This is a genomic window from Paenibacillus sp. NRS-1760, assembly GCF_050467785.1.
Lineage (GTDB): Bacteria > Bacillota > Bacilli > Paenibacillales > Paenibacillaceae > Pristimantibacillus.
In genome coordinates, this window is the sequence record NZ_JBITPK010000013.1 from 621,162 (window position 1) to 646,742 (window position 25,581).

A 25,581-nucleotide genomic window follows, 5' to 3' on the forward strand; every position below is an offset into this window, starting at 1 on the left:
GATGCAGCTAGCAGAGTTTTTCTCATCGCAGCCAGCAAGATTATGGCTTTTGGCAAAGCAGCTTGGCATTGAATACGCAGTTGGAGGACTTCCATGGGAAGAAAAGCAGGAGAAACCATGGGATTTAATGCCGCTTATTCGTATGAAACAGCGGTTTGCAGATTCTGGTCTTACGCTTAACGTGATCGAATCTATGCCTCCGAGCAATGAGATTAAGCTTGGAACGGCAGGAAGAGACGCCGAGATCGAAGTGTTCCAGCAATTTATTACGAATATGGGTGCAGCCGGTATTCCTGTCCTTTGCTATAATTTTATGGCTCAGTTCAATTGGTTTCGAACATCGACCACCACTCGGACGCGGGGCGGAGCACTCGTGTCCAGCTACGATCACAGCCTCATGAAGGATGCGCCGCTCACTGAGGCTGGCCTTATTAGTGAAGATCAGCTTTGGGAAAACCTTCAATACTTCATGGAGCGAATCGTCCCTGTTGCAGAGAAAGCAAAAGTGAAGCTTGCGCTACATCCCGATGATCCTCCGATCACACCTATTAGGGGGATATCGCGTATTTTGACAAGTGCAGCTGCCCTGCAGCAAGCGATTGATTTAGTTCCAAGCGCCTATAACGGCATTACCTTATGCCAAGGAACACTCGCAACGGCTGGAGAACATATTCCGAGCGTCATCCGCCATTTTGCAAGACAGGATAAAATGTTTTTCGTCCATTTCCGTGATGTGAAAGGAACGCCGGAAAAGTTCGAGGAAACGTTCCACGATGATGGGCAAACCGATATGCTCGAGGCCATGCAAACGTACTATGAAGTAGGCTTTAACGGGCCAGCAAGGCCAGATCATGTGCCGACGATGGAAGGCGAGGATAATGCGAATCCCGGATATGAGCTGTTGGGTCGCTTATACGGTATCGGTTATATCCGAGGTTTAATGGAGGCAGCTGCTGCTGCAAGATTATCAAATGAAGCTAAGACGAGTGTTAACATTTCGGGATAACTTCCATACGTTCATAAAGCAAGCACCTTCAACTCCACATATCGTGTGGAACTGGAGGTGCTTTTTATAATGCTCATATTTGCTCAAAGCGCTATCGTTACTTCAAAACATGAAAGAACGGAACGCAATTATGCGTCCCGTATTTATCCTATCCGTCATAATAACTGTCGCAACGTATCAGCTCCAAAGCCGATCATTGGAATGGTAATGATTCCAATTGTCCGTATGCTCCCACAGCCCTGGGATTTTTGGATGCAGATGCTGTGCTAGTACCTCATCGTTCAAGTCGTCAATGCCCAGACCAGGCGCATCTGTCATATGAATGAAGCCATTCTGAACAAGCTTGTTCGGAAGCTTGCTGCTAATGATAATATCATCCCACCATGGCACCTCACAGGAATGATACTCTAGCGCCATAAAGTTCTCTGTCGCTGCTGCTACATGCGCTGCTGCGAGACAGGCGATAGGGCTCTCAGCCATATGGATCGCCATGGCCACACCGTATTCCTGTGCCATATCACCAATTTTTTTCGTTTCCAAAATGCCGCCAGTCGTCAGAACGTCTGGATGAATGACCGACACCCCGCCAGCTTGAAGCAGCGGCCTGAAGTTTTCTTTCAAATAGATATCCTCGCCTGTACATATCGGCGTTGCAACAGCACGTGCGAGCTTCGCATACTGCTCGGTATACTGCCATGGAAGCATATCCTCCATCCAAGCCAAATTGAATTTATCGACGCGGCGGCCAAGCTTAATGCAATCTTCAAGACCAATATGACCAAAGTGATCTACGGCAAGCGGAACCTCATAACCAATTACAGCGCGTACATCCGCCACATATTGCTCCAGCATATCAAGCCCTTTATCCGTTACATGAATCGCTGTAAAAGGATGGGGGATGTTGTGAATATCATAATGTTGATTTCGGATATCACGAATTTCTTCTTCGGTTAAGGTGTCTTGGTTTGCACTGTAACGGTTTTTGGAAGCATTTCGCATTTCATCAATGAAGCCTATCGGAGCACTTAAAGTACCAGGCTCATTAATAATTTGACCGATGCCAAGATCCATCTTTAGGAAAGTGAAGCCTTCCTCCATACGCTTCTGAAGCGCGAGTCCCATGGCGGTGCCGGTATCCTTGCCGACGACCTCGGTATCGCAGTACATTCGAATTTTGTCACGGAACTTGCCGCCGAGCATTTGATAGATCGGTACGCCATATGCTTTGCCTGCCAAATCCCATAAAGCGATTTCAAGCCCGCTCACACCACCGCCTTGACGGGCATGACCGCCAAACTGCTTAATGCGGCGAAACAGCTTATCGATATTGCATGGATTTTCGCCTAACAACCGGCCTTTCAGCATTTGCGCATATACTTTATCAGCTCCGTCACGCACTTCACCAAATCCGATTAGGCCTTGATTCGTATACACTTTAATCAAGCTGCTATGAAACGGCCCGCCTACAATATCGGTGAAGCGAATATCCGTAATCCGAAGTGCGGAAGGGCTTGCATGTTTGCTCACATGGGCTAACGTTTCTTCATAAGAAGGATTGTTGGACACGAAAGGTCACTCCTTGTTTATAAGTTAGGTATTGAAAGGGGTTGCACTCACTCATTCATGCATCTAGCTTAGCTAGAGCAGCATGCTGCCGCCATCGAGTCGAATGGCTGAACCGGTCATGAATTCGCTTTCATCGGATGCAATGAAGCATACGAGCTGAGCTACGTCGAGTGGACGGCCAACACGGCCAAGCGGGAATTTATCATGTATAGAGCGGGTCGTTTTTTTATGCTTCGCGACGTCCTCGGCGGACATGATTGGCTTCGATTCTCGTGCACTTTGCTTGCCGACATCCACGGCTCCTGGCTCAATCGTATTAACGGTAATCCCATACCTTGCAAGCTCAATTGCGCTTTCTCTGCCTAACATGCGAATACCGCCCTTGGTCATGGAATATACGGCATCGAAGTCGGTGGGGCGCTTGCTATGAACAGAAGACATATTAATGATGCGTCCTGACTGTTTTTCCTTCATATAGGGAACGACGGCTTGTATGCATTGCCAGTAGCCTTTTAAATTAATGTTCATCATGCGATCGAAAGAGACTTCATCATGCTCAAAAAATCCATAATTCAGCTGCAATGCGGCATTGTTAACCAAAATGTCAATGCCGCCATAATGCCCAGCAGTGGTGGAGACCATCCGTTCAATTTCATCTTTTTGCGAAATATTCGCTTGTACGATCATCGCGTTGCCACCGAAATCATCGATCATCTGTTTGGTATGAAGCGCACCGGCATCGCTCTGATTATAATGAATGGCAACCATAACCCCGCGCCGTGCAAGCTCGATTGCAACGCCCTTGCCAATTCCTGTTCCAGCGCCGGTAACTAAAGCGATTTTGCCAACGATACTCATTATTCACCTCCATACCGGCGATTACGGTTTTTTCATTTTGAAATTCATATAATGAAGCAAAAAACCGCCATCCAACCTTATATCTGCACCATTAATGAGTCTCGCCTCATCGGAAGAGAGAAAATTCACAAGCTCGGCGATATCTTCATTGCTGCACAAAACAGCATTAGGCACCTTATATTCGTAATCGTTGTACAAGGTGGATAGATGACTGTGAAACAACTCATCATCGCCAGCAACAGAACCCACTTCAATGGTATTGACACTGATCCCATATCGCCCTAACACAAGTGCTGCTTCTTTGGACAGCATTTTAACTGCACCTTTTGCAATACTGTAGGTAAACGCTGAACCAGTCGGCTTCTCGGCATGAATGGAAGAGACATAGATGATTTTCCCAGCTTGCTTCATCATCATTTGTTTGCCGACAGCCTGCGTACAAATAAATGCCGATTTGGCGTTTACTGCGATGCTTTGCTGAAAAAGCGCTTCATCACCATCTTCAATTGTGCTTGGAGAAATCTCATTATTGTTGTGAACGAGAATATCAACCGTACCAAGCTGCTGCTTCGTGAATAGAAGCATATCCGTGACTTCAGCCGTTTTACAAAGGTCAATGGTAACTACGACCGCCTGCAAGCCTGCGTCCTGAACTAGCTTTAATTCTGACCCAATCGCAGAGCCTCCTGAATGACTATTCAAAATAAAATGCGCTCCGCTTTCCTTTAATCGTCGAATGATCGCTTTTCCGCTGTCACTGTCTGAATCCGTAATAAATACAACCTTATTTGGCAATCGCATAGATCCCCTCCAAGGAACAGACATAAAATGATGGATATAGCTTTATTTTAGTTACTTTGGTTCAAGCATAGCGATGCTGTAAATTTATGATTTTGTTTGATTTCTTGCATAATCCGCCAATACTGCAACAAGCCTATGACTGCATTCGTTATTAAGGGAGAATAGGAATCCAAATGGAAGGGAAAGCCATGCGCAAAATAAAAAAATTCATTTTCATCACGCTTCTAATGATTATTTTTGTTCCGTTTATTTTGAGCTACTCGAACTATCGAATGACTAGAGTTAATAACGATTATGAAGCCTTATTCACCGAGCAGCTTAAGACAGCTGTACATAAGGGAACCACATTTGATATGAAGGAAGTCGCGCCATTTGATTGGGATAAAATGTTTGTTTTTGAAGCTTATCGCTCAAGAGAAGAGATGGAAAGAACAGTCGGACAAGAGTGGACCAATGAAGCCTCCTACGCCGGATATTGGATAGATAGAAAGATAAGCGGACAATATCCTTTGCTGGATGAGTCGGTACATAAACTGGTTTTTGTGAAAGGGAATAAAGTGGTGTTTGATACTACTCTAGACAGAGCCATAGCTGACTTCACGGTTAGCAGCAGCTTGATTGATCGCGAGCATTCCCGCTATACCATTATGAAAACAGAACAATCATTTGCTACGGTTTATAATGTATTAGAAGAGTAGATAGATTGATAGACTAGGGAGCATCTAGAAAAAAATGACAGTCTAGAACGATTACTCCTGTTCTGGACTGTCATTTGTTTAAATCATTGATGAACAAACTAGGAAGCAGGAGGGAGCTTAGTCTTCGTTGGCTTGGCATAACCCTCTTTATACGTTTCGTCGATAATTTGGCGAATCCGATCTACTTCGATCCCTGAAGACTTCATTGCTGCGGTTGTTACAGCAATTTCGATGCATACGCCGCAGCGAGTGCCATGATCGTCCCAGACAACAGAGCCGTCTTCCTTTATTTCGGCGATAAAGCAATTGAGATTGCTTTGGTGTCCCGCGCTTTCGCCACACCCGCAGTAACAAGGGATATAGGGCAATACATCCGTAACCGTTGCAGCGGTTTGATAGGCGATACGAAGGTTGTCAGAGGCGCCATCTAGAAAAGTTGGTAAAATATCCAGCGATGCTGTCGTCTCTTGCAAATCGCCAGATGCTGTTTGATGATCACCATGATTGCCGCCATTTGCTTCATGTGCGTTCGTTGCTGATCCAGCTGAATTTGTTTGGCTGCTGCATGCGCTGAGCAGCATCGAAGAGAGCAGAACCGAATAGAGTGTGGTTTGGGCTAATCGTTTCAAGTATAGCAGCTCCTTGTTTCTATTAATTGGTTTTATTATAGCATTTTCAAATATTAAAAGAGTAACGCATATGGTACTATTAATTGACGATTTAGATCGTTTAAGCCGTAAGCTCTCCCGTTTAATCGTAACAAATGCCAAGATACAAAAAAGGAGCGATTGTCGATGAAGGTATTGTTTATTGGTGGAACAGGATTAATAAGTGAAGCTGTTTCTAAGCTTGCGTTAGAACGCGGAATTGAACTTTATCTTTTTAACAGAGGGAAGCGAGATGAGTTTGTACCAGAAGGGGCCAAGGTCATCAAGGGTGATATACGCGACGCCGAGCAGGCTGCTGCTGCACTTGAAGGCTATCAGTTTGATGTGGTAGTCGATTGGATTGCTTTCACGCCGGAGCATGTCAGCACGGACATTGCGTTGTTCCGTGGACGCACGAATCAATACATATTTATAAGCTCAGCCTCTGCTTATCAGAAGCCGCCTAAGCACTATATCATCACAGAGGATGCAACACCGCTCGAAAATCAGTATTGGCAATACTCGCGTGACAAGATTGCTTGTGAACAGCTGCTGCTCGATGAGCAGGCGTCATCAGGTTTTCCAGTTACTATCGTAAGACCGTCATTTACCTATGGCGATACGATGATACCCGCTGCCTTAAACAGCTGGCAGCATCCATGGTCACTGATCGCAAGAATGCGTGCGGGGCAGCCAGTTATCGTGCATGGTGATGGGTCTTCATTGTGGACGATGACACATAATACTGATTTTGCCAAAGGTTTTGTCGGCTTGCTTGGACGTGCTGAGGCGATCGGAGAGGCGTATCATATTACTTCAGACGAAGTCCTTACGTGGAATCAAATCTATGAAGCGATTGGTTCAGCAGCTGGCGTAGAGCCGAAGCTTGTCCATATTTCTTCCGAGTTTCTTATTTCGCATGACCCTGATCTCGAGGGCGGCTTGCTTGGCGATAAATCTGTCACGAGCGTATTTGATAACCGCAAAATCAAAAGATTAGTTCCCGATTTTTCAGCGGATCTTTCCTTTGAGGAAGGTATTAAACGGACGGTTGCTTGGTTTGAGGCTCACCCTGAGCGATGCACCGAAGATGATGCTTGGAACGAGCAGATGGATACGATTATTGCTGCTCATGCAGCCGGATTTAAAAAATAATGCGTAAGCAAATGACGAAAATATAAATTTTAAGCTGTACATTTAGAGCAATAAAAAAATTTTTTTAGCGATTTTTATAGGTGCAAAAAAAGTGCTTATCCTCTAGGGATGAAGCGCTTTTTTTGTGTTTTAAACCTCGATTCCTAGATGCTAAAAAATTTCTCATAATTTACAAGAAGCATAAAAACTCGTCTTTTGAAGGAATGAGCGACATATAATCTTCACAGACCGTCCACTTTTTATTGATGCCTGCTTATTCTCGCCATCTAACTTATATCGTAACAGGTATACTTCATTAACTTAAGGGAGAGGTATAATCATGCGAAAAAAGTTGAATCAACATTTATTTGTTTACTTGCTCATTTTATCGTTAGTCATTACTTTAGGCATGTACGTCCAACCTTTAAATAACGAACCGGATTCACAAGCTTTAGAAACGTCTGCAGCAGAAACATTTTCCTTAACTACCCTAACGCCGCTTGTTGTTGACAGCTTAGAGAACAATGAAAAAGTCATCGCTTCACCCACTCCAGCACCTATACCTGTAACATTCAACAAGATTAGCGCAGCTACAGTTAACGCATCTAATCAACCTCCAACCATCGCGCTTGAAACGACTCTTGAAGTTGAACAACCGGTAGCCATCACTGAAAAACTAACGAATACATATGAGGTTACCGCGTATTACCTTAACATTCGAACAAAACCGAGCGCCACTTCGGATATTATAAAGGTTGTAGAAAAGGGAGCAAAGCTTGAAATTACAGAAGAAACAGACAATGGTTGGCTTAAGCTGCAAAATGGTGGATACGTACATGGCGGATATGCCAAAAAGGTGAAAAGTGAAGTTTCCGTGTTATCCCTTGCTTCTGATGTTAATCGTCAGCCTGCAATTGCGCTTAAGGCAAAAACCGAGGAGCAGCGCATAGATAAGATAGAAATTTTAAAAGAAGCAGTGGAGGAAGAACTTATGAAGCCAACATCTGCTGTAGAGTCTGATTCGGGCCTTACCATCGAGCATATTGAGAAAATATTCGAAGGAACAGCACTATCCGGGCATGATTTGGAACAAGCTATCCTTGAAGTGGAGGATGAATACGGCATAAATGCTTATTTTACAATAGCCGTGATGAAGCTGGAGAGTGGAAATGGCAAAAGCAGGCTGGCCAAGAGCAAAAATAACTTATTTGGCCTCAATGCGATAGATGGCGATAAATACAATAAGGCGTTCAGCTTTGAAACCAAAGGGGACAGCGTACGAAAGTTTGGACAGCTCTTATCCAAAAACTATGTGGGCAAGGGACTGACTACCATTGAGAAGGTTGCCCGAAAATATTGTCCCGCCAACTCCAAATGGTCAAGTTTAGTGAAGAATATAATGAAAAGTGACTACAGGAAGCTCTGACATGGCAATTTCCCACCAAGTATGTTATTTTAGGCTCCTAAGCATTTGATGACTTGGATAATAGGAGGCTGCAAATAAATGGTGGATAACGTTCAGAAAATGCCATTCGGCTACGAGCCGCCTGTAGATGAGCTGAAAGGAACGATTGTATACTATGATACATTTGAGCATACAACGGAACGCGAGCTTGATCTAGCCGCTGATTGGGTGAAGGCGCGTTCCTTTCGCAAGCTTGTTCTCTATCCACTGCATGAGCTCAGCATCAAGAGGATGTCGAAAGAGAACGTCAGCCCATTTTATAAGCGGGAAGATCGGCTGCATGAATGGAAGCGGGACCGAGCGGAGACGAACATCGTTGTTGAGCGTTTTGAAATTAAACGCAAGAAGTATACGCCTATCGATTTTGCTTTAAGACATTTGGCCGAAACCTATCCGAAACCGCTATTTGTACTCATGACGGCTGAAATGGCGAATATGTTCGCTTCGTTCTCATCATTTGAGGAATGGATCGTGAAAATCAGGCTTTTGTTAACGGAAGAGCCTGCACAGCTGCATCCACGGCTCTTACAATATCAGCATCGCTGGGAAGCCATTGTCACCAAATAAACCTTGGAATACATAAGAAAAGAGCTGTCCGTGAGTAAAACTCATGGGCAGCTCTTTTTTCTGTTGCAAATCGATTATTCGTCTAGCCGGTTGACGGGCTATTCGGAACATGGCCTTTTTGATTGATATTCTCTGCTCTGGCCGAAGCTGAATTATTTTCCGCTTCCTTGGAGCTGTCTTCAAACGCTTGATTTTTGCTTGGTATCGACTTGTTTTTGTTATGAGCCATCCACAATAACCTCCACTAGCTTGATTGCCTAAAACTCCGAGGCTAGCTTAGGTTAACCATGTTCCAGCAAAATAACCAAAATCTATAGCTGCTTGCTCATTATTTTACGCTAACAACATGCTCTTCGCATGCTGTAGAGCAGAAGCCGTGCTTCGTTTCTTCACATTCCTTACATACGATATGCTGCAAATGACAGGAGTCATCTGCACAATTGATATAGGTATCAGCAGGCTGCTGGCAGTGGTGGCATTTGCCTACAACAACCGCTTCGTCTGTTTGATTAATGACAACGGATGTTCTCTCATCGAATACATAACATTTGCCATCAAACAGTTTGCCTTGTACTTCCTCGTCCTTGCCGTAGGTTACAATACCGCCCTCAAGCTGATAGACGTCGTTAAAGCCTTCACTAAGCATAACGCCAGTAAGCTTCTCGCAGCGAATGCCACCTGTGCAATAGGTAATGATCGGCTTGTCTTTGAATTCCGCCATATTCTCGCGAAGCCATTCAGGAAACTCCTTGAATGTTTCAAGATCGGGTCTGATCGCGTTGCGGAAATGACCAAGATCGTATTCATAATCGCTTCTGCCATCTAGTACGATAACATCTTCTCTTTGCAAATACTCATGAAATTCTTTAGGTGATAGACGAGTACCGCTTAATGTATTCGGATCTAAAGGCTTATCATAACGAAGCGTCACTAGCTCTTTCTTGTATCGTACAAAAATCTTTTTGAAAGCATGTTTATCTGTTTCATCGATTTTGAAAACCATATCCGAAAATAAAGGATTCGCACGCATATGTGCCATATATTGTTCAGTTTGCTCGATGGTTCCTGAGAGCGTTCCGTTAATTCCTTCATCAGCAATTAAGATACGGCCTTTTACGTTTAATTCCTTGCAATATGCAAGATGTTCAGCAGCAAACTGCTCAGCATCCGGTACAGCTACAAATTTATAATACAATAAAACTCGAAAATGATTAGCTTCACTCATCGTAGTCTTTCCTTTCCGGTAAACAAATAAAAGCATTCTATATTATAGTTGACATTTTAAATAATTTCAACTTAAAACCTTTTTTGAACCTTTTTCATATACGAAACCAATGTATAGCGAAAGCAAATAGAGGAGGGGCTATATGAAAAAAGGGATAATAGTCATATTGATATGTTTGGTGCTTGCCGCGTGTTCCAACGAGCAGCCAAGCATGCCTCAGGATTTTATTACAAATATCGAAAGTACGGATTTAAGCAAGGAGCATACTGGCGAGATATCGCCAGGGGATTCGGTACAATTACTTACGGATAAACGTGGTGAGCCCAAAGGGAAATACGATATTAAAATGAAAAAAGCAGATGATTATGATGTGCCTGTTCAGTCATGGGAGTATTTTAACGCTACATATACGATAACTGACAGCAAGGTCACAAGCTATAATCTGCTTCCAGATGAAGCTACCCATAAAGGGGCTAAACTGGGAAATTCTATTCAATCCGTTAAGGAAATGTATGGGGATGCCTATTATAATAGAGAACACGATGATTTAAAACTACTAGGCTATATCGATAAAGAGAAGGAATGGGTGCTCGAATTTATGGTAGATCAAGAAAAGGTAACCGGTATTATGATGAGTGAATTATCCCTTTTTGAAACGAAATAATAATTGGAATTGGCACATGAGTACTCGTGTGGCGTGAGGAGGTTTCCGTATTGAAGGATTCGGACATACAACCCTTGTTAGCTTCGCTTCTGGATGAAGATCCGGAAGCTTTCCGCTTGGTGTATGAGAAAACGGCTGATCATATCTATCGTACCGTCTATTATTTGGTCACGAACAAAAATGAAGTCAATGATATCGTTAGTGAGATTTACATCGCTATGCTCTCCGCTTTGCCTGCCTACGACTGCAATAGACCATTTCGAGCCTGGCTTAACGGATTAATCATTAATCAGGTTAATCATTACAATCGAAAAGGCTGGCGATTTTTACGTTTAATTAATCGCAATAAGCAATTGTATGGCGTACAGCCATGGAAGAGGCCAGATGAATTAGCGGTTGAAGAGGAAGAAAAACACCAAGTACTTCAGCTCGTAAACAGCTTGTCTGTCAAGCATAAACAAATAATCGTCCTTCGCTATTATCAGGATTGCTCCTTTGAAGAGATTGCCAGCACGCTCCAAATCCCGCTTGGCACAGCCAAATCCAGACATCATGAGGCTTTGAAAAAACTGCGAAATCGAACGTCACATTCTCAATTTTTCAAGGAGGTGTTTAATCATGTCGATTGAACAAGAGCTAACACAAGCCTACAAACAAACCGCAACTAGAATCAAACGCCCTGAGGAGCTTGATGCTCGAATCGAACAGCTGTACCGTAAGCAGAGCTTCCAAAAGCAGACCAAGCTGCACGCCGTAAAAAAATCATGGACGCTCAGAATCATCGTGGCGGGATTGCTCCTTACTTCCATGGGTTTCTCTACACCTTATATTTTTCATTTTAAAGACGAGATTATTGATTACATGCTGCATAATGGTCAATTAGGAACGTATGATGCGATGTTGGCTCAGCAAATGCGCGAGTCTCTCGAAAAGGTTAAACAAACACTTCCTACCGAGGGGAAGGCGATATTTTATTCACAAAAATTAAAAAGCCTTTTGCCAAAAACTAATGCTATCCCTTTCACAATCGTCACCAATCCATACGTGTGGAAAGTGGAGAAGGATTGGGAGATGCAATTGACGGAAGCAAATCCAGATCTTCAATTGCCTGATTCCTTAACTGAAACATTGACGTTTATTGGAGGTCAGAAGGAGCAGCCGTTTGGCGGTTCATTATCCGCTGCCGACATGGAGCCGCTTCATGAGCTTGAGAAACGTGTGAAGAAAGAGAAACCGAAGGAGACCTGGCTGCCTCTGCCCAGACCTGTAGTAGAGAGCGTGGATCATCCTGTCTATACGACGACTTATGAGAACGAATCCGCTGACATTATTCATATCACCATGCAGGTATTCACGGATAAAAGCAATGTACAATTACGTTCAAATCTAAAGGCACAAGAGCACATCGTTATTGGTCAACAATCTGCTACCTATGCTCTTGCCCAGCCGTTTCTGTACAGTGATTCGGATCAGTATCAATCTGTCTTTTGGATGGATTCACTAGCGGATGAAACGATACTATATACGATAGGCAGTCCTGATCTAGACATGACCAAAGCAGAATTAACCAGCCTAGCCGAGCAGTTTATTCATTGATAACCGGGGAGAGTGTTCAATGCAACCATACGCTATTTCTACGAAAAGCCACTTCGTAACGATGCTGCTTGGCACATGGCTGGTGCTCGGAATATTCATAGACGGTTATGCCCATAACCATGATGTTGTCGAAACGTTTTTCACCCCATGGCATGCGATTTTGTATAGTGGGTTTCTTGCATGCGCAGCATGGATACTTGGAATGATTGTATATGTGAAAAAAAGAATGGGCTGCTCGTGGAAGCAAGCCATTCCTAGTGGATATGAGCTTGGCTTGCTTGGCGTCATCATCTTTCTTGCAGGCGGCTTAGCTGATATGGCTTGGCATATTATTTTTGGAATTGAAGTGAATCTTGAAGCGCTGCTTAGTCCTTCTCATTTAGCTTTAATGCTTGGTGCCATTCTCATCTTATCAAGTCCACTTCGAGCAGGCTGGAGGGAGCTGAGTGGCGACCAAATAGGTTGGAGAAGCTTTTTCCCATACTTATTATCCTTAGCGTTGTCAGCGGGTACTGTCAGTTTCTTTCTCATGTATGTGTGGATGTTTCGGTATAATTTGCCTGCGCCAAAAGTAGTTGCTTGGTATATGAACAATTCCAGCACTTTATTTGCGCACCGGATGGCAGATGATGCCGAGGTAAGAGGATTAACGTTTATCCTACTAAATACGATCGTATTTATGTTTCCCATTTTATTGATGCTAAAGCGCTGGCAGCCTCCTTTTGGTGCGATTACTTTTGTATTCTTACTCATTAGCGCACTAATGGGTGTAATCGATGGTTTTACCCAAATACATAGTTTGATCGTATCGTTTGTGGCAGGACTCAGCGGTGACATATTGCTGCATTTTAGACGCTCTGATCTGAATCGCAGGCGAAGCAGTAGGCTGATTGCCATCATTATGCCTATTGTGCTTTGGGGCAGTTACTTCGGCTGGATGGCTGCGACGAGCGGTATTGGCTGGGAGCCCGAGCTGTGGATAGGCTCAATCGTACAAGCTTCGCTGCTGTCGCTGGGCCTTAGCCTCTTAGCCCAATCTCCTGAGCGTGTAAGTCAATGAGCGTACGATTAAGGTCCATTAGTTTGTTGCTTATAACTTTGTTCATTATCCTGTTAGCTGCAACTGGCTGTGCTTCGGATACCTTTACGAACCTCACGAACGTCGATATAGAACCGCCTAAGCGCGGATTGCTGGCTGCTCTTCAGAATGAACAAATGCCATCACCAGAAGCTTCAGGTTATCACGTTAAAGTAAGCGAAATAAATGGCAATCCAGTAGAAGTAGGAGAAATGGAATTACAATTGGAAGTCACCACCGCTGAGGGGCAGCCTGTAACGAAATTTACAGAAGATATGACCAAGCTCATGCATCTGATCGTCGTTAGTAAAGATTTATCATCGTTTCAGCATGTGCATCCCGATTATGTGAAAGACAATGTTTTTCGGACAAAGCTTAATTTACCATTTGCAGGCTCGTTTTATGTAACGACTGAATTCAAGCCTCATAAACAAAATGTTGTCATTAATAAGCAGTGGATACAGGTTGCTGGCGAGCCATTATCTAACGAAACAATAGTTCCTGACACCACATGGATAAAAAGTGTAAGCGGCTTAGAAGTTTCATTATCGGCAAGTCCCGGGATTGGTGAAATAGAAGCGGGACAGATGGTTATGTTATTATTTCGATTCATTGATAAAGAGACGGGAAAGCCGATAAAGCAGATAGAGCCATTTCTCGGCACTTCCGGCCATTGTGTTATTTTGAACAGCACAGTTGACCAATTCGTACATGCACATGCAATGGAAGCGATGAGTGGTGGTGCAAACGTCATGTTTCACACGGTATTTCCTGAGAAAGGCATCTACAAGTTATGGGGGCAATTTCAATTTAAAGGCGAGGTGCTGACGGTGCCATTTGTCATCACCGTTAATTAAGGGATGGTTCTGAATGGATTTAATTTTTCTAAATGCAAAAAGGATTGTCTCTTAAGCGACGGCTGGAGACGATCCTTTTTGCTGTATGATCATTATAAAGTGAGTCCAAATCGCTTGAGCTCAATAAAGATGGGTTCCAATCGTTTACCTTTTTCAGTAATGGTGTATTCTACTCTTGGGGGGACCTCAGCATAAATGGTTCGACTAACGATGCCTTGGTCTTCAAGCTCCTTCAAGCGAAGGGAAAGTGTCTTCGGACTGATGCCTTCGAGTGATTTCAACAATTCACTAAAGCGCATCGTTTCTTCGACCAGCAGGTCACGAATAATGAGAAAGGTCCACTTCGTACCGATAATGTCTAGTACTTTACCTATAACGCAAGGAATACCATAAGTACCTCGCTCTAGAACGAGTAGTTCACGTTCATCCATCAGATCACCTCAATTAAATTAACTCCATTTCTCCAAGTATAGTACAAAAGTAACTTTAGGGAAACTATATGAAAAAAAGTTCACTACTTTCGCATTTATACTTACTGTGGTAAAAATAGATTAATAACTACCCACACTAATTAACGAAGAGGTGCATAGATCATGACGTTTAAACATTTGGATACACCATTTGAACTCAAAAGTCTTAAGCTTAAGAACAGAATTGTAATGGCACCTATGTGTCAATACTCTGTAGACGCGAAGGACGGGATACCTAATGAGTGGCATTATGTTCATTATGTTTCACGTGCGATAGGCGGTACGGGTCTTATCCTCATGGAGATGACCGATGTTGATCCAGATGGTCGCATTACAGATCATGATTTAGGGCTTTGGTCAGATGAGCATATTCCAGCTTTCAGACGCATTATTTCAGAAGTGCACAAACATGGATCCAAAATAGGCATTCAAATCGCGCATGCTGGGCGCAAAGCAGAGGACGCTGAGCAGCCCGTTGGTCCATCTGCCATCCCAGCAGGTCCTAACTATAAAACACCTAAACCACTTTCTGTCGAAGAAATAAAAGTTATTGTGAATCAATTTAAAGAGGCAGCTAGAAGAGCAGTAGAAGCGGGTGTAGACACAATTGAAATACATGGTGCTCATGGTTATTTGGTGCATCAATTCCAGTCTCCTGGCATTAATACCCGTGAGGATGAGTACGGTCAGGATTTGGCTAAATTTGGTGTAGAGGTCGTACAAGCGGTGAAAAGCGTAATGCCGGCAGACATGCCGCTCATCATGCGAATCTCTGCCATTGAATATATGGATGGTGGTTATGATTTGAACCATAGCATTGAGTTCAGCAAACGCTACAGAGATGCTGGAGTTGATGTGTTTCATGTATCCAGCGGCGGGGAAGGACCAGTAGGAGTAAGGCGTCCGGGCAACTATCCTGGTTATCAGGTGCCTTTGGCACGTGCTCTGAAAGAAGCGCTGCAGGTACCTGTAATTGCCGTAGGCAAGCTGGAGGATCCACAGCTGGCTGAAGCGACAATTGCGAGTGAAGATGCAGATCTAGTAGCTGTTGCTCGCGGGATGCTTCGTGATCCTTATTGGTCATTACATGCAATTCAGGCTATAAAAGGTGAGGCATTGCCAGCAAAGCAATATGAAAGAGCATACTGATCATTATCATGCCAATAATAAGAAGAGCCTCTTGGACGCCGAGAGGCTCTTCTTATTATTCAAGCAATGCAATAAATCGGTTTGCGATGATGGGAAGAGAAGAATTGCGCCTAGTGGCAAAACCTACAGAACGTAATGGAATGGGTTCAATTGTCTGAAGTCGAAATAGTTTCTTATTCTCAAGTTCCTGATCGATAAAAGATTGAGTAACAAATGCTGCTCCATAGCCGCGAATAGCCATTTCTATCAGCATATCCATGCTGGACAGCTCCATATCCGCATCTGGCGTTATGCCTTGTGATTTAAACCACTGCTCAATAAACAATCTTGTACTGCTCGCTTCAGAGAGCAGCAAGAGCGGCAATTGTGCTAAGGCTTGAGCCGAAAAGGAGGTATCGACTAAATGACGATACGCTTCTCCTACAACAAAGCAGTCTTGAATCTCTTTTAGATGTGAAACGACAAGTTCATGATCAGAGAGGGGCAGGTGAACAAGACCAATATCAATTTGGCCATCTAACAATCGATCCCGTATATCCGATGTTTTTCCTTGAGAAAGCCGAATGCGTACATCGGGATGCTCCGCATGAAACGTATCAAGCAGCGGCAGCAGCAAATGCTTGATTACAGGTCCGCTAGCCCCAATGCGCAGCTCGCCTGCCGTAAGGTTTTTGAGCGCTTGTAATTGGATTTCACCTGCTTGCAGTATCGTAAACGATTTCTCTACATAAGCGAGAACCTCCAATCCTTCCGGAGTAAGCTTTACTCCTTTGGACAATCGATCAAACAGCTTCACTTCAAGCTGCGCTTCCAATTGCTTAATTGCATAGCTGACAGAAGGCTGTGTAATATGCAGCTCTTGTGCTGCTTTTGTCAAATTACCTAATTTAGCGGTATGGAGAAAAATGCGATACCATTCCATATTCATTAGCATGATATAGTTCCTCTCTATGACAAGATTCGAAAATTTCGATTTCATTTATTTCATATTCAAAATTATAATAGACAAATAACGAATGCGTCAAAGCATTCCATCGGGAGGTAAACATAATGGCAGGAAGCACATATGGGGAAAGCTTTAAGATTACGACATTCGGAGAATCACACGGGGAAGCCGTTGGCGTCATTGTAGATGGCGTGACACCTGGGGTTGAGCTGGATGAGAAATATATCCAAACGCAAATGGATCGAAGAAAGCCCGGTCAATCCTCTGTAACTACCCCGCGCAAAGAATATGATGTCATTCGTATTATGTCTGGCATGTTTGAAGGGAAAACAACGGGAACGCCACTTTTCATTATGCTGCATAATACAGATATGAAGCCTGAAGCATATAACGATATACAAAATTCCTTTCGTCCAGGACATGCCGATTATACGTATTTGAAAAAATACGGCTTGCGTGATCACCGCGGAAGCGGGAGGGCGTCGGGAAGAGAAACAGCAGGCCGTGTTGCTGGCGGAGCGGTTGCCCGCAAGCTGTTAGAGAACCGAGGAATAAGTGTTGTTGCTTATACCAAGGAAATAGGCGGTATTAAATGCGAAACGTACGTAGAGGATGAAATTGAAAAAAATGCGGTAAGAGCATGTGATCCAGAAGCAGCGGTTCGTATGATCGAGAAGATCGAGCATTTAGCGGCTATTGGAGACAGCTGCGGCGGTATCGTGGAATGCAGAGTAAGAGGCGTTTTACCTGGGATAGGCGAGCCAGTATTTGATAAGCTGGACGCTGAGCTTGCAAAAGCAATGCTATCCATCGGGGCTGTTAAAGGCATTGAGTTTGGGGCAGGTTTTGCAGCAGCAGAGATGCTCGGCAGCGAGCATAATGATGCCATGAGCAAAAACGGGTTTTTAAGCAATAACGCGGGCGGAATTGTCGGCGGCATCAGCACGGGTGAAGAAATTGTTTTTCGTATAGCGGTTAAGCCCACATCATCCATTTCTTTGCCGCAGCATACAATTGATATCCACGGTCAAGAGAAGATGATCGAGACCATTGGCAGACATGACCCGTGCATCTGTCCTCGTATTATTCCCGTTGTAGAAGCGATGGCATGTATCGTTATTGAAGATCTAATCAAGCGCCAAGCAGCAATGAATGGATAAACTGTGCTATGCTTATAAATGACAAATGCTGAAAGGAGATTGCTAATGAAACCAACTGTTTTCATTGATCGACAGATCCCCGCTGAAGTAGAGGCGTTTATAGCAGAGCACTGTATAATAGACAAATGGGATGAGAAAACGCCCATGACCCGACAGCAGCTGCTTCTGAAGATGGCGAGTGCAAATGGTTTATTAACGGCAGGAGCCAAAATTGATGCTGAATTAATCGAACATGCACCGCATTTGAAAGTCGTAAGCAGTATAAGCGTCGGCTATAATCATTTTGATCTTGAAGCAATGCGTACAAGAGGGATAATTGGTACGAACACGCCGCATGTCCTGAATGACACTGTAGCGGATCTTGCACTCGCACTCATTCTGGGAACAGCGAGGCGTGTTGCGGAGCTGGATCGTTACGTAAAGGATGGCAAGTGGAAGACAGGCGATGGCGTCAAGCTGTTCGGTAAAGATGTCCACCATGCTAAGCTTGGCATCATTGGAATGGGGAGAATTGGTGAGGCGGTTGCCCGTCGCGCTAGGTTCGGGTTTGACATGGATGTCGTTTATTATAATCGCAGCCGCAAGCCAGAAGCGGAAGAACAGCTAGGCGTTCGTTATTTTGAATTAAATGATCTGCTTGCTTATTCAGATTTTGTTTTATTATTAGCACCTCTGACACCAGAGACGGTTAAGCTAATTGGAGCAACTGAGTTTAAATTAATGAAGCCATCAGCGATTTTTATTAATATATCGAGAGGGCAAACGGTGGATGAGCAAGCTTTGATTGAAGCTCTCGAGCAGGGTACGATTTCAGCTGCGGGCCTTGATGTATTCGAAAAAGAACCGATTGAAGCGGATCATCCTTTTCTGACGATGGCTAATGTATTAACCTTGCCTCATATCGGCTCTGCTACATCGGATACAAGGTTTGATATGGCTATGCTTGCGGCTCAAAACCTAGTAAACGCGTTAACTGGACTAGTCCCCCAAAATGTCGTTGACGAGCTGCTTTAACAGAATAAACGTTGTTAATAAGAGGGGTACATATCATGACAGCTTCAAAGTTATTACTTCTCGGAGCAACAGGCAAGACCGGACAATTTATTGCGAGTTATCTTGAAGATAGGAACGTTCCATTCAAGCGATTTGTAAGACTGCCTGAGCAAATGATCGATGAGAGTTACCTCGGAGATGTACGTAATCAGCATGAGGTTTTTGAAGCCATGATTGATGCGAGCGGAGTCATTTGTGCGTTAAATACAGAAGGCAACGGAACGCTTGTCAGCGGCATCACAAATTTGATTGCCGCAATGCATCATTACCGAGTGAAAAGAATCGTTACGGTTGGTACAGCGGGCATCTTGCAGAGTGAGCTGCAGCCAGAGCTGCTTAGATACCAGTCCAGTGAAAACAGACGTTTAAACCATGATGCAGCCAAAGAGCATGAGCAGGCTTATAGGGCACTCGCTAACACTGATTTGGACTGGACCATCGTCTGTCCCACAAGACTCGTTCAAGAGGAGCTGCGAGGCGGTTATCGTGTGCGAAAGGAGATCCTGCCCTCTGGAGGTGCATCGATTTCTTTTGCAGATACGGCTGAATTCGCTGTTTCGGAATATTTTAACGGTGCTTATGTGCGAGAACGTGTTGGTATTAGCTACTAATTCATAGGCAAAAAGGTAAAAACACCTGAGTTCCTACTTTTCATAGGGACTCAGGTGTTTTTGGTTTTCTATGACAGAGCTGTATCAGCTTTCAAAACCTCAACGCGATTTGAGAAAAATGTAGCACCGCCGCCCATATCTGCGAGCCGCTGCGGCGTCAGTGTATTCACGGCTTGATGACCTTTTTTCTTGTCTTCCCACCATAAGCCTTGCGTGACGAGAACTCCTGGCAGTACGTCTTGACCAACACGCAGCGTCATCTCCAGTTCACCACGGTCATTACGTATCTTTACACGTTCCCCGCTAAGGAGCCCGAGTGCTTCTGCGTCCTCCGCATGCATATGAAGGAGAGGCTCCTTCTCAAGCTTTTGGAGCTTTTCTTGGTTGGCGAAGGTCGAGTTAATGAAGCTGTGATTCGGGCCAGTCGTCAGCCAAAAAGGATATGTTTCCGGCTCTCTAAGCGGCGTATGATTGGGTATTGGAGGCAAGCCGTTCATAAGCATTTTCTCCGAATAAAGCTCGATTTTACCCGAAGGAGTCGGAATCATCGAGGTATAGGAAGGAAGCTCATTACCGCCAGCCTTCATCCACGTATTAGCTTGCAGCGCCTCAAAAGTAATGCCTTTAAGAAGTGGATTATTTTCGCTATCAAGTGCCTCACTTATCATTTGCTGCTCAGAAATGTCAAATAGATGAGGCTCAAAGTCAAGTTTAAGCGCGAGCTCCTTAAAGAGCGTAAAGTTTGATTTGCATTCACCCATCGGTTCCATAATCGGCTGGTGTAGCTGCAAATACAGATGCCAGTAGGAAGTGTATAAATCCAAGTTTTCAAAATGAGAGGTTGCAGGCAATACTATGTCCGAATATTTGCAGGTGTCTGTTAAGAACAAATCATGTGTAACCGTAAATAAGTCTTCACGAGCCAATCCCTCGCGCACTCGGTTCTGGTCAGGCGCTACGACTGCTGGATTGCTGTTATAGACAAACAGCATCTTTACTGGAGGAGCGGCATCTAGAAGAGCATCGCCGAGCTGATTCATGCTGATCGTGCGGACATCCGGATCAGGCATTAAATCGGGGCGCTCAATTTTCTCACCATTGAGCCGCGAATACCAGCTGTTGCCTTTCATTGCACCGCCACCGAGAACATCCCATTGCCCAGTCAATGCAGGTAAGCAGGAGATAGTTCGCACGATCATTCCGCCATTATCATGGTGCTGAAGTCCGTTGCCAATGCGGATAAAAGAGGGAGTGGTCGTTCCATACAGCCTGCTAAGCTCCTCGACCTCCGCTGCCAGTACGCCCGTAATAGCTTCCACTCGTTCAGGCGTATATTCAGCTGCTTGCTTCGCGAGATCCTCGTAACCGAGCGTGAACTGCTCGAGAAAAGCTTGATCAGTCAGCCCATCACGGATGATAACATGCATCATGCCGAGAGCGAGTGCTGCATCCGTTCCCGGACGCAAATGAATGAACTGATCCGCCCAAGTAGAGGTACGATTGCGATGCACATCAATATGAATAACCTTTGCTCCGTTTTTCCGTGCTTCCGTTGCCAACATCGTTTGATGCATATTTGTGGATACGAGATTGCAGCCCCATATAAGAAACAGCTTCGTATGTATCGTTTCTTCGGGATCAATTCCTCTGGAAGCGCCCATCGTATAAGCATAGCCTGTTGAGCCAGCAGCGTTGCAAATTGCGCGGTCCAATTGACTAGCGCCGAGTCGATGAAAGAACCGTCGATCCATTCCTTCTGCATTCAAAACACCCATATTGCCATAAAAACTATAAGGCAATATGGCACTCGCTCCATGCTCTGAAATAATCCCTTTCATCCGTGAGGTAATTTCCTCATAGGCTTCTTCCCAAGATATGCGTTCGAATGAATGCTCGCCTTTGGGACCTACGCGGCGAAGAGGGTAGAGCAGTCTATCAGGATGATACACGCGATCATTTAATTGTCTTACCTTATTGCAAATTGCTCCGCGGGTTACCGGGTGCTCTGCATCACCTGTTACTTTCGTTATTTTGCCTTCCTCGAAGGTGACGCTCAGACCACAAGTATCCGGGCAATCAAAAGGGCAAACCGATTTTACAGTACCATTTATTACTGATTTGCTCATATCTATCTCACTCCATATAACAGCCATATTCACGTCGTATTATCATAGCATAATCGCATGCAACATAGGGAGCAAGATGCAAAAAAGTGATGTGAAAATCGCCTATTTTCCGAACTTCCAGTTTATTATCTATTGACAGCACTTTACTTGTCATGTAATATTCAATGTGCTTAAGACGTATTCCACAACTAAATAATTCGTATAACCTCACGGAGTTACAGCTTGAACAGGGTGAGGGTTTCTACGGGAAGCCTTACTTCCCAACTACGAATATGAGATCAATCATCATTGATCCTATATTCGCAGTTGGGATTTTTTTATGCGCAAATTTTCAAATTTTCATGAGGGGGATTCACACAGATGAAGTATATTTTTTCGGTTTTTCTAGGTGCTGCAAGCTATGGCATTTTATCCACTATTGTTGTGCTTGCTTATGGCCGCGGCTATGAGCTTGGTGAAGTTGTAGGCAGTCAATTGTTAACAGGTTTTTTGCTCGCTTGGATACTCACTTTCATTATGAAATGGCGTGAGAAGCGCAGCCAGAGCTCAACTAATCAAAGTAAGGCTAATACATCTATTCGCACGAGCAGCATGACATGGAAACAACGTTTCATTCTAATGGCCGCTGGAACTCCAACCGCTATTACAGGTTTATTGTATTACCAATCTCTTCGCTACATCCCAGCATCGCTTGCGATTATATTGCTCTTTCAGTTCACATGGATTGGTGTATTAATTCAAGCGGTAGGACAGCGGAAACGTCCAAACGGCATTATGTTTTTTACAATTGCTATCTTATTCGGCGGTACTTTGCTTGCAGCAGGCATCATTGAGCAGGGCACAGGACAGTTCAATATAATGGGAGTTATACTCGGCCTGTTATCTGCAGTCAGTTATTCACTATTTATTCTATTTAGCGGAAAAGCAGTTCCTTCTGTACATCCTGCATATCGAAGCGCATGGATGATTACCGGGGGCATGGTACTTGTATTTATTTTATTCCCTCCAACCTTTTTGTTTAATGGACTCATTTTTGGAGATTTGATGCTTTACGGTTTCTTGCTTGGTATGTTCGGTGCGTTTATTCCACCCGTGCTATTTGCAATCGGTGTGCCGCATGTCGGAGAAGGGATGGCAGGGATTTTAGGTGCGTCGGAACTTCCTGTCGCTGTTCTGCTTTCATCCTTCGTTCTGAATGAACATGTTAGTGCCTTGCAATGGGCTGGTGTCATCGTCGTACTCATAGGGATTGCGCTTCCAGAAGTCATCAAAATGAAGCGAAGAAGATTGAGCGTGCAATAATCACATATATGAAAAAGAAGCCAACTGCCCTGAATTAGAGCAGCTGGCTTCTTTTTTGAAATAGAGACTATTCCTAACCGTATCCTTATTCCTTTGTATAAGTGGAGAGCCAATTATAAATAATAAATAATCAACTGATGTTGTGTACACTAATCCTATTACTGGGAGGCATTTGATGATCTATGATTGTGTAATTGTAGGCGGCGGCATTGCAGGATTACAGGCTGCCATACAATTAGGAAGATATCGTCATCACGTTGCTGTTATCGATTCCGGCAATGGAAGATCTTCGGTATGCAGAAGCTATCATAATTTGATCGGTTTTCCTGATGGCATTAGCGGGGCGGAGCTTCGCCTTGCAGGGAGAAAGCAAGCAGAGCAGCTTGGAGTCACTTTCATACACGCTGAAGTTGTAGAGGCGGAAAGAATAAATGAGGCTTTTTTTCTAAAAACTTCGGATATGAACAGTTATAATGGTAAGAAGCTGCTTATTGCGACAGGTGTGAAGGATCGGCTTCCGAATTTGGAGATGCTTATTCCATGTTTGGGAACGAGCGTATACGTATGCCCAGACTGCGATGGATACGAAGTACGAGATCAGCCGACGCTTGTACTCGGTGCTGGAAATGCTGGAGCGCAAATGGCACTAACACTTACGCATTGGACGGAGGAGCTCATTTATGTTAATCATGAGCTCACACCAATTAATGAAGAGTTACGCCTCAAGCTAGACCAAAAAAGAATCCCCTATATTGAACAGACTATTCAAACCGTTCTGATTGAGCGTGAACAATTTATAGGGGTAATCCTTGCGGATGGATCATCTATTTATCGTCAGCGCTGTTTTGTTGCTTTTGGCGGTAATGATGTTTGTTCCTCCATTGCCAAGCAGCTTGGAGTAGAGGTTATGGAGAACAATCATATTGTCGTTGACCCGCGTACAAAGCTTACAAGTGTCGAAGACATTTGGGCCGCTGGAGACGTAACTGCGCATTCTGAAATGTTGACCATAGCAATGGGGGATGGCAGCCAAGCGGCAATATGGATTCATAAGAGCTTATTATCTACATAGAGGTAATGACCTTGTCGATAATTCCATATTCCAATGCCTCTTCCGATGACATAAAATAATCACGATCCATATCCTTTTCGATTTTCTCTATAGGCTGCCCTGTTCTTTCTGCACTAATCCGGTTCAATTTAGAGCGTATATTCAAAATCCGATTTGCACTTATCGCAATATCACTGGCTTGCCCTTGGACACCGCCATGGGGCTGATGAATCATAATCTCGCTATTAGGCAGCGCAGCACGATGACCCTTCTCGCCAGCAAGCAGAAGTATAGCTGCAAAAGAAGCAGCGAATCCCGTGCAGATCGTGTGTACTGGAGCTTTCACAAATTGCATCGTGTCAAGAATGGCGAATCCGGCAGAAGTAGAGCCGCCTGGGCTGTTAATGTACATCGAAATTTCTTTCTCAGAATCCTCCGCGGTAAGAAATAATAATTGAGCAACGATGCTGTTAGCGACTACATCATCTATTGCAGAGCCCAAAAAAATGATGCGATCCTTCAGCAATCGCGAATAAATATCGTAAGATCTTTCACCGCGGCTGGATTGCTCGACTACATAAGGTACATAATTACTCATCGTATTTTACCTCCAAATGGATGTTGTTTGGTTTCGATTAGTAAACGAATCACAATTAAAAAAAGATACGGGAAAAATTTTTGAGAAAAACGTATCTTTTTTCTCACCTCATTCGTTTACTTCAGTAAGGATGTTTTCCTTTTTGACGAGATGAAGAGAGGTAAATGCCGAGGAGGTATAATAATGAATGAACTGAAATCTTTACCCCATACAGTAGTAAAAAGTACAGAGGCTGACCTTGATCGGCTTCAAAAAACACTTGAGCGATATTGTTTGTTTTTAACCAAATCAAAATGGGATGCAGAGGATTTAGTGCAGGATACATGGCTAAAAGGGCTGCGGGCAGCTGTTGATTCAAATCACAATAATCCGGAAGCTTTGTTGCTGCGCATCGCCAAAAATACTTGGATTGATCAGCGAAGAAGAAAAAATCAATATCAACTTCTCATCCAGCAAGCGAAGCCATTGGATATAGCAGCTTATTCAAGCAGTCTTGACCACGAAGAAGCGATGTACGCGCTCATGCAACATCTGTCACCTTTACAACGAACCGTGTTTCTTTTGCGCGATGTGCTTCATTTTTCAATCGAAGAAACCGCCGAGCGGCTAAATACGACGACTGGTGCAATCAAGGCTGCCCATTACCGTGCGCGTGAAGCCTTGCAAGCAGTCAAGCGGGAGCTGAAGGCAGAGGCTGTTATTCTACCTGATGATGAGTATTTGCGAAGCTTCTTAAGAGCGATGGCGATTGCTTATCAGACGGGGGATGTGGCCCTTTTAGTTGAGCTTGCACAACGAGATATTTCTGAAGCGCCAATCCTTGTAGGTATCGCACAAAACAATAAGCGCAAAGCCTCAAGAAGTGGAGCACATGTGTTTGCTGCTAACCCAGTGAATGTGCAAATGGCAGCATAAGCAATAACAAAATAAACCGATGCCAGCAGGCGTCGGTT

At 44.1% G+C, this 25,581-nt stretch carries 27 protein-coding genes and 1 riboswitch; of the genes, 17 read left to right on the forward strand and 10 right to left on the reverse strand.

Annotated elements, in window-relative coordinates:
* The first annotated feature begins 1 nt into the window (after position 1).
* A complete protein-coding gene (locus ACIFSR_RS18405; protein ID WP_430059032.1) occupies positions 2–1,006 on the forward strand; it encodes a mannonate dehydratase in 1,005 nt (334 codons plus the stop codon).
* Between the two features lie 177 nt (positions 1,007–1,183).
* Here the strand turns inward: ACIFSR_RS18405 and ACIFSR_RS18410 are convergent, their stop codons facing one another.
* The 3 genes from ACIFSR_RS18410 to ACIFSR_RS18420 all read right to left on the reverse strand — a co-directional run bounded on the left by ACIFSR_RS18410 (position 1,184) and on the right by ACIFSR_RS18420 (position 4,231).
* Complete coding sequence (locus tag ACIFSR_RS18410; RefSeq protein ID WP_339209419.1) at positions 1,184–2,572, reverse strand: mandelate racemase/muconate lactonizing enzyme family protein; 1,389 nt, start codon at positions 2,570–2,572, stop codon at positions 1,184–1,186.
* Between the two features lie 72 nt (positions 2,573–2,644).
* Entirely contained in the window at positions 2,645–3,430 is a 786-nt protein-coding gene (locus tag ACIFSR_RS18415) for an SDR family NAD(P)-dependent oxidoreductase (RefSeq protein WP_430059035.1), read from the reverse strand.
* Positions 3,431–3,451: 21 nt separating this feature from the next.
* Positions 3,452–4,231 (reverse strand): SDR family NAD(P)-dependent oxidoreductase, encoded by a 780-nt coding sequence (locus ACIFSR_RS18420; protein ID WP_339209416.1) that lies wholly within the window; start codon positions 4,229–4,231, stop codon positions 3,452–3,454.
* A gap of 188 nt (positions 4,232–4,419) precedes the next feature.
* Here ACIFSR_RS18420 and ACIFSR_RS18425 point away from each other — a divergent pair, with 188 nt between their 5' ends.
* Positions 4,420–4,929: a hypothetical protein gene (locus ACIFSR_RS18425; protein ID WP_430059038.1), complete on the forward strand. Its 510-nt coding sequence runs from the start codon at positions 4,420–4,422 to the stop codon at positions 4,927–4,929.
* Between the two features lie 98 nt (positions 4,930–5,027).
* On the opposite strand, the gene ACIFSR_RS18430 is transcribed toward ACIFSR_RS18425, so the two are convergent.
* The gene (locus ACIFSR_RS18430; RefSeq protein ID WP_339209414.1) at positions 5,028–5,558 is read right to left on the reverse strand and encodes a PCYCGC motif-containing (lipo)protein; all 531 of its coding nucleotides are present in this window, start codon (positions 5,556–5,558) and stop codon (positions 5,028–5,030) included.
* Positions 5,559–5,723: 165 nt separating this feature from the next.
* On the opposite strand from ACIFSR_RS18430, the gene ACIFSR_RS18435 reads away from it, so the two are divergent.
* The 3 genes from ACIFSR_RS18435 (at position 5,724) to ACIFSR_RS18445 (ending at position 8,742) form a co-directional block, all read left to right on the forward strand.
* Complete coding sequence (locus ACIFSR_RS18435; protein WP_430059042.1) at positions 5,724–6,731, forward strand: SDR family oxidoreductase; 1,008 nt, start codon at positions 5,724–5,726, stop codon at positions 6,729–6,731.
* Between the two features lie 319 nt (positions 6,732–7,050).
* The gene (locus ACIFSR_RS18440) at positions 7,051–8,136 is read left to right on the forward strand and encodes a glucosaminidase domain-containing protein (protein WP_430059045.1); all 1,086 of its coding nucleotides are present in this window, start codon (positions 7,051–7,053) and stop codon (positions 8,134–8,136) included.
* 78 nt (positions 8,137–8,214) lie between these two features.
* A complete protein-coding gene (locus ACIFSR_RS18445) occupies positions 8,215–8,742 on the forward strand; it encodes a hypothetical protein (RefSeq protein ID WP_076265917.1) in 528 nt (175 codons plus the stop codon).
* A gap of 82 nt (positions 8,743–8,824) precedes the next feature.
* On the opposite strand, the gene ACIFSR_RS18450 is transcribed toward ACIFSR_RS18445, so the two are convergent.
* Entirely contained in the window at positions 8,825–8,971 is a 147-nt protein-coding gene (locus tag ACIFSR_RS18450; protein WP_179089728.1) for a hypothetical protein, read from the reverse strand.
* 99 nt (positions 8,972–9,070) lie between these two features.
* The gene (locus ACIFSR_RS18455) at positions 9,071–9,967 is read right to left on the reverse strand and encodes a rhodanese-related sulfurtransferase (protein ID WP_339209410.1); all 897 of its coding nucleotides are present in this window, start codon (positions 9,965–9,967) and stop codon (positions 9,071–9,073) included.
* A 142-nt stretch (positions 9,968–10,109) separates the two neighbouring features.
* On the opposite strand from ACIFSR_RS18455, the gene ACIFSR_RS18460 reads away from it, so the two are divergent.
* Genes ACIFSR_RS18460 through ACIFSR_RS18480 form a run of 5 tightly spaced genes read left to right on the forward strand, consistent with a single transcriptional unit; the run spans position 10,110 to position 14,162 of the window.
* Positions 10,110–10,631: a hypothetical protein gene (locus ACIFSR_RS18460; protein WP_430059048.1), complete on the forward strand. Its 522-nt coding sequence runs from the start codon at positions 10,110–10,112 to the stop codon at positions 10,629–10,631.
* Positions 10,632–10,681: 50 nt separating this feature from the next.
* On the forward strand, positions 10,682–11,260 hold the full coding sequence (locus ACIFSR_RS18465) for a sigma-70 family RNA polymerase sigma factor (RefSeq protein WP_430059051.1): 579 nt from the start codon (positions 10,682–10,684) through the stop codon (positions 11,258–11,260).
* Positions 11,250–12,227 (forward strand): hypothetical protein, encoded by a 978-nt coding sequence (locus ACIFSR_RS18470; RefSeq protein WP_430059054.1) that lies wholly within the window; start codon positions 11,250–11,252, stop codon positions 12,225–12,227. Before ACIFSR_RS18465 ends, ACIFSR_RS18470 begins: the two co-directional genes overlap by 11 nt.
* A 19-nt stretch (positions 12,228–12,246) precedes the next feature.
* Positions 12,247–13,287, forward strand: coding sequence for a hypothetical protein (locus ACIFSR_RS18475; RefSeq protein ID WP_430059057.1), 1,041 nt, complete (start codon positions 12,247–12,249; stop codon positions 13,285–13,287).
* Positions 13,284–14,162, forward strand: coding sequence for a hypothetical protein (locus ACIFSR_RS18480; RefSeq protein WP_430059060.1), 879 nt, complete (start codon positions 13,284–13,286; stop codon positions 14,160–14,162). The genes ACIFSR_RS18475 and ACIFSR_RS18480 overlap by 4 nt, the downstream gene beginning before the upstream one ends.
* Positions 14,163–14,254: 92 nt before the next feature.
* Here the strand turns inward: ACIFSR_RS18480 and ACIFSR_RS18485 are convergent, their stop codons facing one another.
* Positions 14,255–14,593, reverse strand: coding sequence for a winged helix-turn-helix transcriptional regulator (locus tag ACIFSR_RS18485; protein ID WP_430059063.1), 339 nt, complete (start codon positions 14,591–14,593; stop codon positions 14,255–14,257).
* A gap of 162 nt (positions 14,594–14,755) precedes the next feature.
* On the opposite strand from ACIFSR_RS18485, the gene ACIFSR_RS18490 reads away from it, so the two are divergent.
* Positions 14,756–15,781: an NADH:flavin oxidoreductase/NADH oxidase gene (locus ACIFSR_RS18490; protein WP_339209399.1), complete on the forward strand. Its 1,026-nt coding sequence runs from the start codon at positions 14,756–14,758 to the stop codon at positions 15,779–15,781.
* A 55-nt stretch (positions 15,782–15,836) separates the two neighbouring features.
* On the opposite strand, the gene ACIFSR_RS18495 is transcribed toward ACIFSR_RS18490, so the two are convergent.
* Positions 15,837–16,715, reverse strand: coding sequence for a LysR family transcriptional regulator (locus ACIFSR_RS18495; RefSeq protein ID WP_430059066.1), 879 nt, complete (start codon positions 16,713–16,715; stop codon positions 15,837–15,839).
* 116 nt (positions 16,716–16,831) lie between these two features.
* Here ACIFSR_RS18495 and aroC point away from each other — a divergent pair, with 116 nt between their 5' ends.
* From aroC to ACIFSR_RS18510, 3 genes are read left to right on the forward strand one after another with little or no spacing between them, the layout of a single operon-like run.
* On the forward strand, positions 16,832–17,887 hold the full coding sequence (gene aroC / locus ACIFSR_RS18500) for a chorismate synthase (RefSeq protein ID WP_076265927.1): 1,056 nt from the start codon (positions 16,832–16,834) through the stop codon (positions 17,885–17,887).
* A 45-nt stretch (positions 17,888–17,932) separates the two neighbouring features.
* Entirely contained in the window at positions 17,933–18,901 is a 969-nt protein-coding gene (locus tag ACIFSR_RS18505) for a 2-hydroxyacid dehydrogenase (protein ID WP_430059069.1), read from the forward strand.
* Positions 18,902–18,936: 35 nt separating this feature from the next.
* Complete coding sequence (locus ACIFSR_RS18510) at positions 18,937–19,551, forward strand: NAD(P)-dependent oxidoreductase (RefSeq protein ID WP_430059072.1); 615 nt, start codon at positions 18,937–18,939, stop codon at positions 19,549–19,551.
* 68 nt (positions 19,552–19,619) lie between these two features.
* Here the strand turns inward: ACIFSR_RS18510 and ACIFSR_RS18515 are convergent, their stop codons facing one another.
* Positions 19,620–21,677: a molybdopterin-containing oxidoreductase family protein gene (locus ACIFSR_RS18515; RefSeq protein ID WP_430059074.1), complete on the reverse strand. Its 2,058-nt coding sequence runs from the start codon at positions 21,675–21,677 to the stop codon at positions 19,620–19,622.
* A 177-nt stretch (positions 21,678–21,854) separates the two neighbouring features.
* A riboswitch (purine riboswitch) is annotated at positions 21,855–21,964 on the forward strand.
* A gap of 73 nt (positions 21,965–22,037) precedes the next feature.
* Here ACIFSR_RS18515 and ACIFSR_RS18520 point away from each other — a divergent pair.
* Together ACIFSR_RS18520 and ACIFSR_RS18525 are read left to right on the forward strand one after the other, a co-directional pair.
* Positions 22,038–22,979, forward strand: a complete 942-nt coding sequence (locus tag ACIFSR_RS18520) for an EamA family transporter (RefSeq protein ID WP_430059076.1) — start codon at positions 22,038–22,040, stop codon at positions 22,977–22,979.
* Between the two features lie 175 nt (positions 22,980–23,154).
* A complete protein-coding gene (locus ACIFSR_RS18525) occupies positions 23,155–24,051 on the forward strand; it encodes an NAD(P)/FAD-dependent oxidoreductase (protein ID WP_339209391.1) in 897 nt (298 codons plus the stop codon).
* Here the strand turns inward: ACIFSR_RS18525 and ACIFSR_RS18530 are convergent.
* Positions 24,044–24,628, reverse strand: a complete 585-nt coding sequence (locus ACIFSR_RS18530) for an ATP-dependent Clp protease proteolytic subunit (RefSeq protein ID WP_339209390.1) — start codon at positions 24,626–24,628, stop codon at positions 24,044–24,046. The genes ACIFSR_RS18525 and ACIFSR_RS18530 overlap by 8 nt on opposite strands.
* Before the next feature lie 183 nt (positions 24,629–24,811).
* Between ACIFSR_RS18530 and ACIFSR_RS18535 the strand changes: the two genes are divergently transcribed.
* A complete protein-coding gene (locus tag ACIFSR_RS18535; RefSeq protein WP_430059080.1) occupies positions 24,812–25,543 on the forward strand; it encodes an RNA polymerase sigma factor in 732 nt (243 codons plus the stop codon).
* Positions 25,544–25,581 lie beyond the last annotated feature (38 nt).

Coding starts and splice junctions, on each gene's coding strand:
- ACIFSR_RS18485 (WP_430059063.1), bottom strand. CDS start 14,593: ATGGATGAACGTGAACTACTCGTTCTAGAGCGAGGTACTTATGGTATT.
- ACIFSR_RS18535 (WP_430059080.1), top strand. CDS start 24,812: ATGAATGAACTGAAATCTTTACCCCATACAGTAGTAAAAAGTACAGAG.
- ACIFSR_RS18525 (WP_339209391.1), top strand. CDS start 23,155: ATGATCTATGATTGTGTAATTGTAGGCGGCGGCATTGCAGGATTACAG.
- ACIFSR_RS18440 (WP_430059045.1), top strand. CDS start 7,051: ATGCGAAAAAAGTTGAATCAACATTTATTTGTTTACTTGCTCATTTTA.
- ACIFSR_RS18510 (WP_430059072.1), top strand. CDS start 18,937: ATGACAGCTTCAAAGTTATTACTTCTCGGAGCAACAGGCAAGACCGGA.
- ACIFSR_RS18505 (WP_430059069.1), top strand. CDS start 17,933: ATGAAACCAACTGTTTTCATTGATCGACAGATCCCCGCTGAAGTAGAG.
- ACIFSR_RS18490 (WP_339209399.1), top strand. CDS start 14,756: ATGACGTTTAAACATTTGGATACACCATTTGAACTCAAAAGTCTTAAG.
- ACIFSR_RS18480 (WP_430059060.1), top strand. CDS start 13,284: ATGAGCGTACGATTAAGGTCCATTAGTTTGTTGCTTATAACTTTGTTC.
- ACIFSR_RS18530 (WP_339209390.1), bottom strand. CDS start 24,628: ATGAGTAATTATGTACCTTATGTAGTCGAGCAATCCAGCCGCGGTGAA.
- ACIFSR_RS18455 (WP_339209410.1), bottom strand. CDS start 9,967: ATGAGTGAAGCTAATCATTTTCGAGTTTTATTGTATTATAAATTTGTA.
- ACIFSR_RS18445 (WP_076265917.1), top strand. CDS start 8,215: ATGGTGGATAACGTTCAGAAAATGCCATTCGGCTACGAGCCGCCTGTA.
- ACIFSR_RS18405 (WP_430059032.1), top strand. CDS start 2: ATGCAGCTAGCAGAGTTTTTCTCATCGCAGCCAGCAAGATTATGGCTT.
- ACIFSR_RS18450 (WP_179089728.1), bottom strand. CDS start 8,971: ATGGCTCATAACAAAAACAAGTCGATACCAAGCAAAAATCAAGCGTTT.
- ACIFSR_RS18435 (WP_430059042.1), top strand. CDS start 5,724: ATGAAGGTATTGTTTATTGGTGGAACAGGATTAATAAGTGAAGCTGTT.
- ACIFSR_RS18415 (WP_430059035.1), bottom strand. CDS start 3,430: ATGAGTATCGTTGGCAAAATCGCTTTAGTTACCGGCGCTGGAACAGGA.
- ACIFSR_RS18515 (WP_430059074.1), bottom strand. CDS start 21,677: ATGAGCAAATCAGTAATAAATGGTACTGTAAAATCGGTTTGCCCTTTT.
- ACIFSR_RS18475 (WP_430059057.1), top strand. CDS start 12,247: ATGCAACCATACGCTATTTCTACGAAAAGCCACTTCGTAACGATGCTG.
- ACIFSR_RS18420 (WP_339209416.1), bottom strand. CDS start 4,231: ATGCGATTGCCAAATAAGGTTGTATTTATTACGGATTCAGACAGTGAC.
- ACIFSR_RS18520 (WP_430059076.1), top strand. CDS start 22,038: ATGAAGTATATTTTTTCGGTTTTTCTAGGTGCTGCAAGCTATGGCATT.
- ACIFSR_RS18495 (WP_430059066.1), bottom strand. CDS start 16,715: ATGCTAATGAATATGGAATGGTATCGCATTTTTCTCCATACCGCTAAA.
- ACIFSR_RS18470 (WP_430059054.1), top strand. CDS start 11,250: ATGTCGATTGAACAAGAGCTAACACAAGCCTACAAACAAACCGCAACT.
- ACIFSR_RS18460 (WP_430059048.1), top strand. CDS start 10,110: ATGAAAAAAGGGATAATAGTCATATTGATATGTTTGGTGCTTGCCGCG.
- ACIFSR_RS18425 (WP_430059038.1), top strand. CDS start 4,420: ATGCGCAAAATAAAAAAATTCATTTTCATCACGCTTCTAATGATTATT.
- aroC (WP_076265927.1), top strand. CDS start 16,832: ATGGCAGGAAGCACATATGGGGAAAGCTTTAAGATTACGACATTCGGA.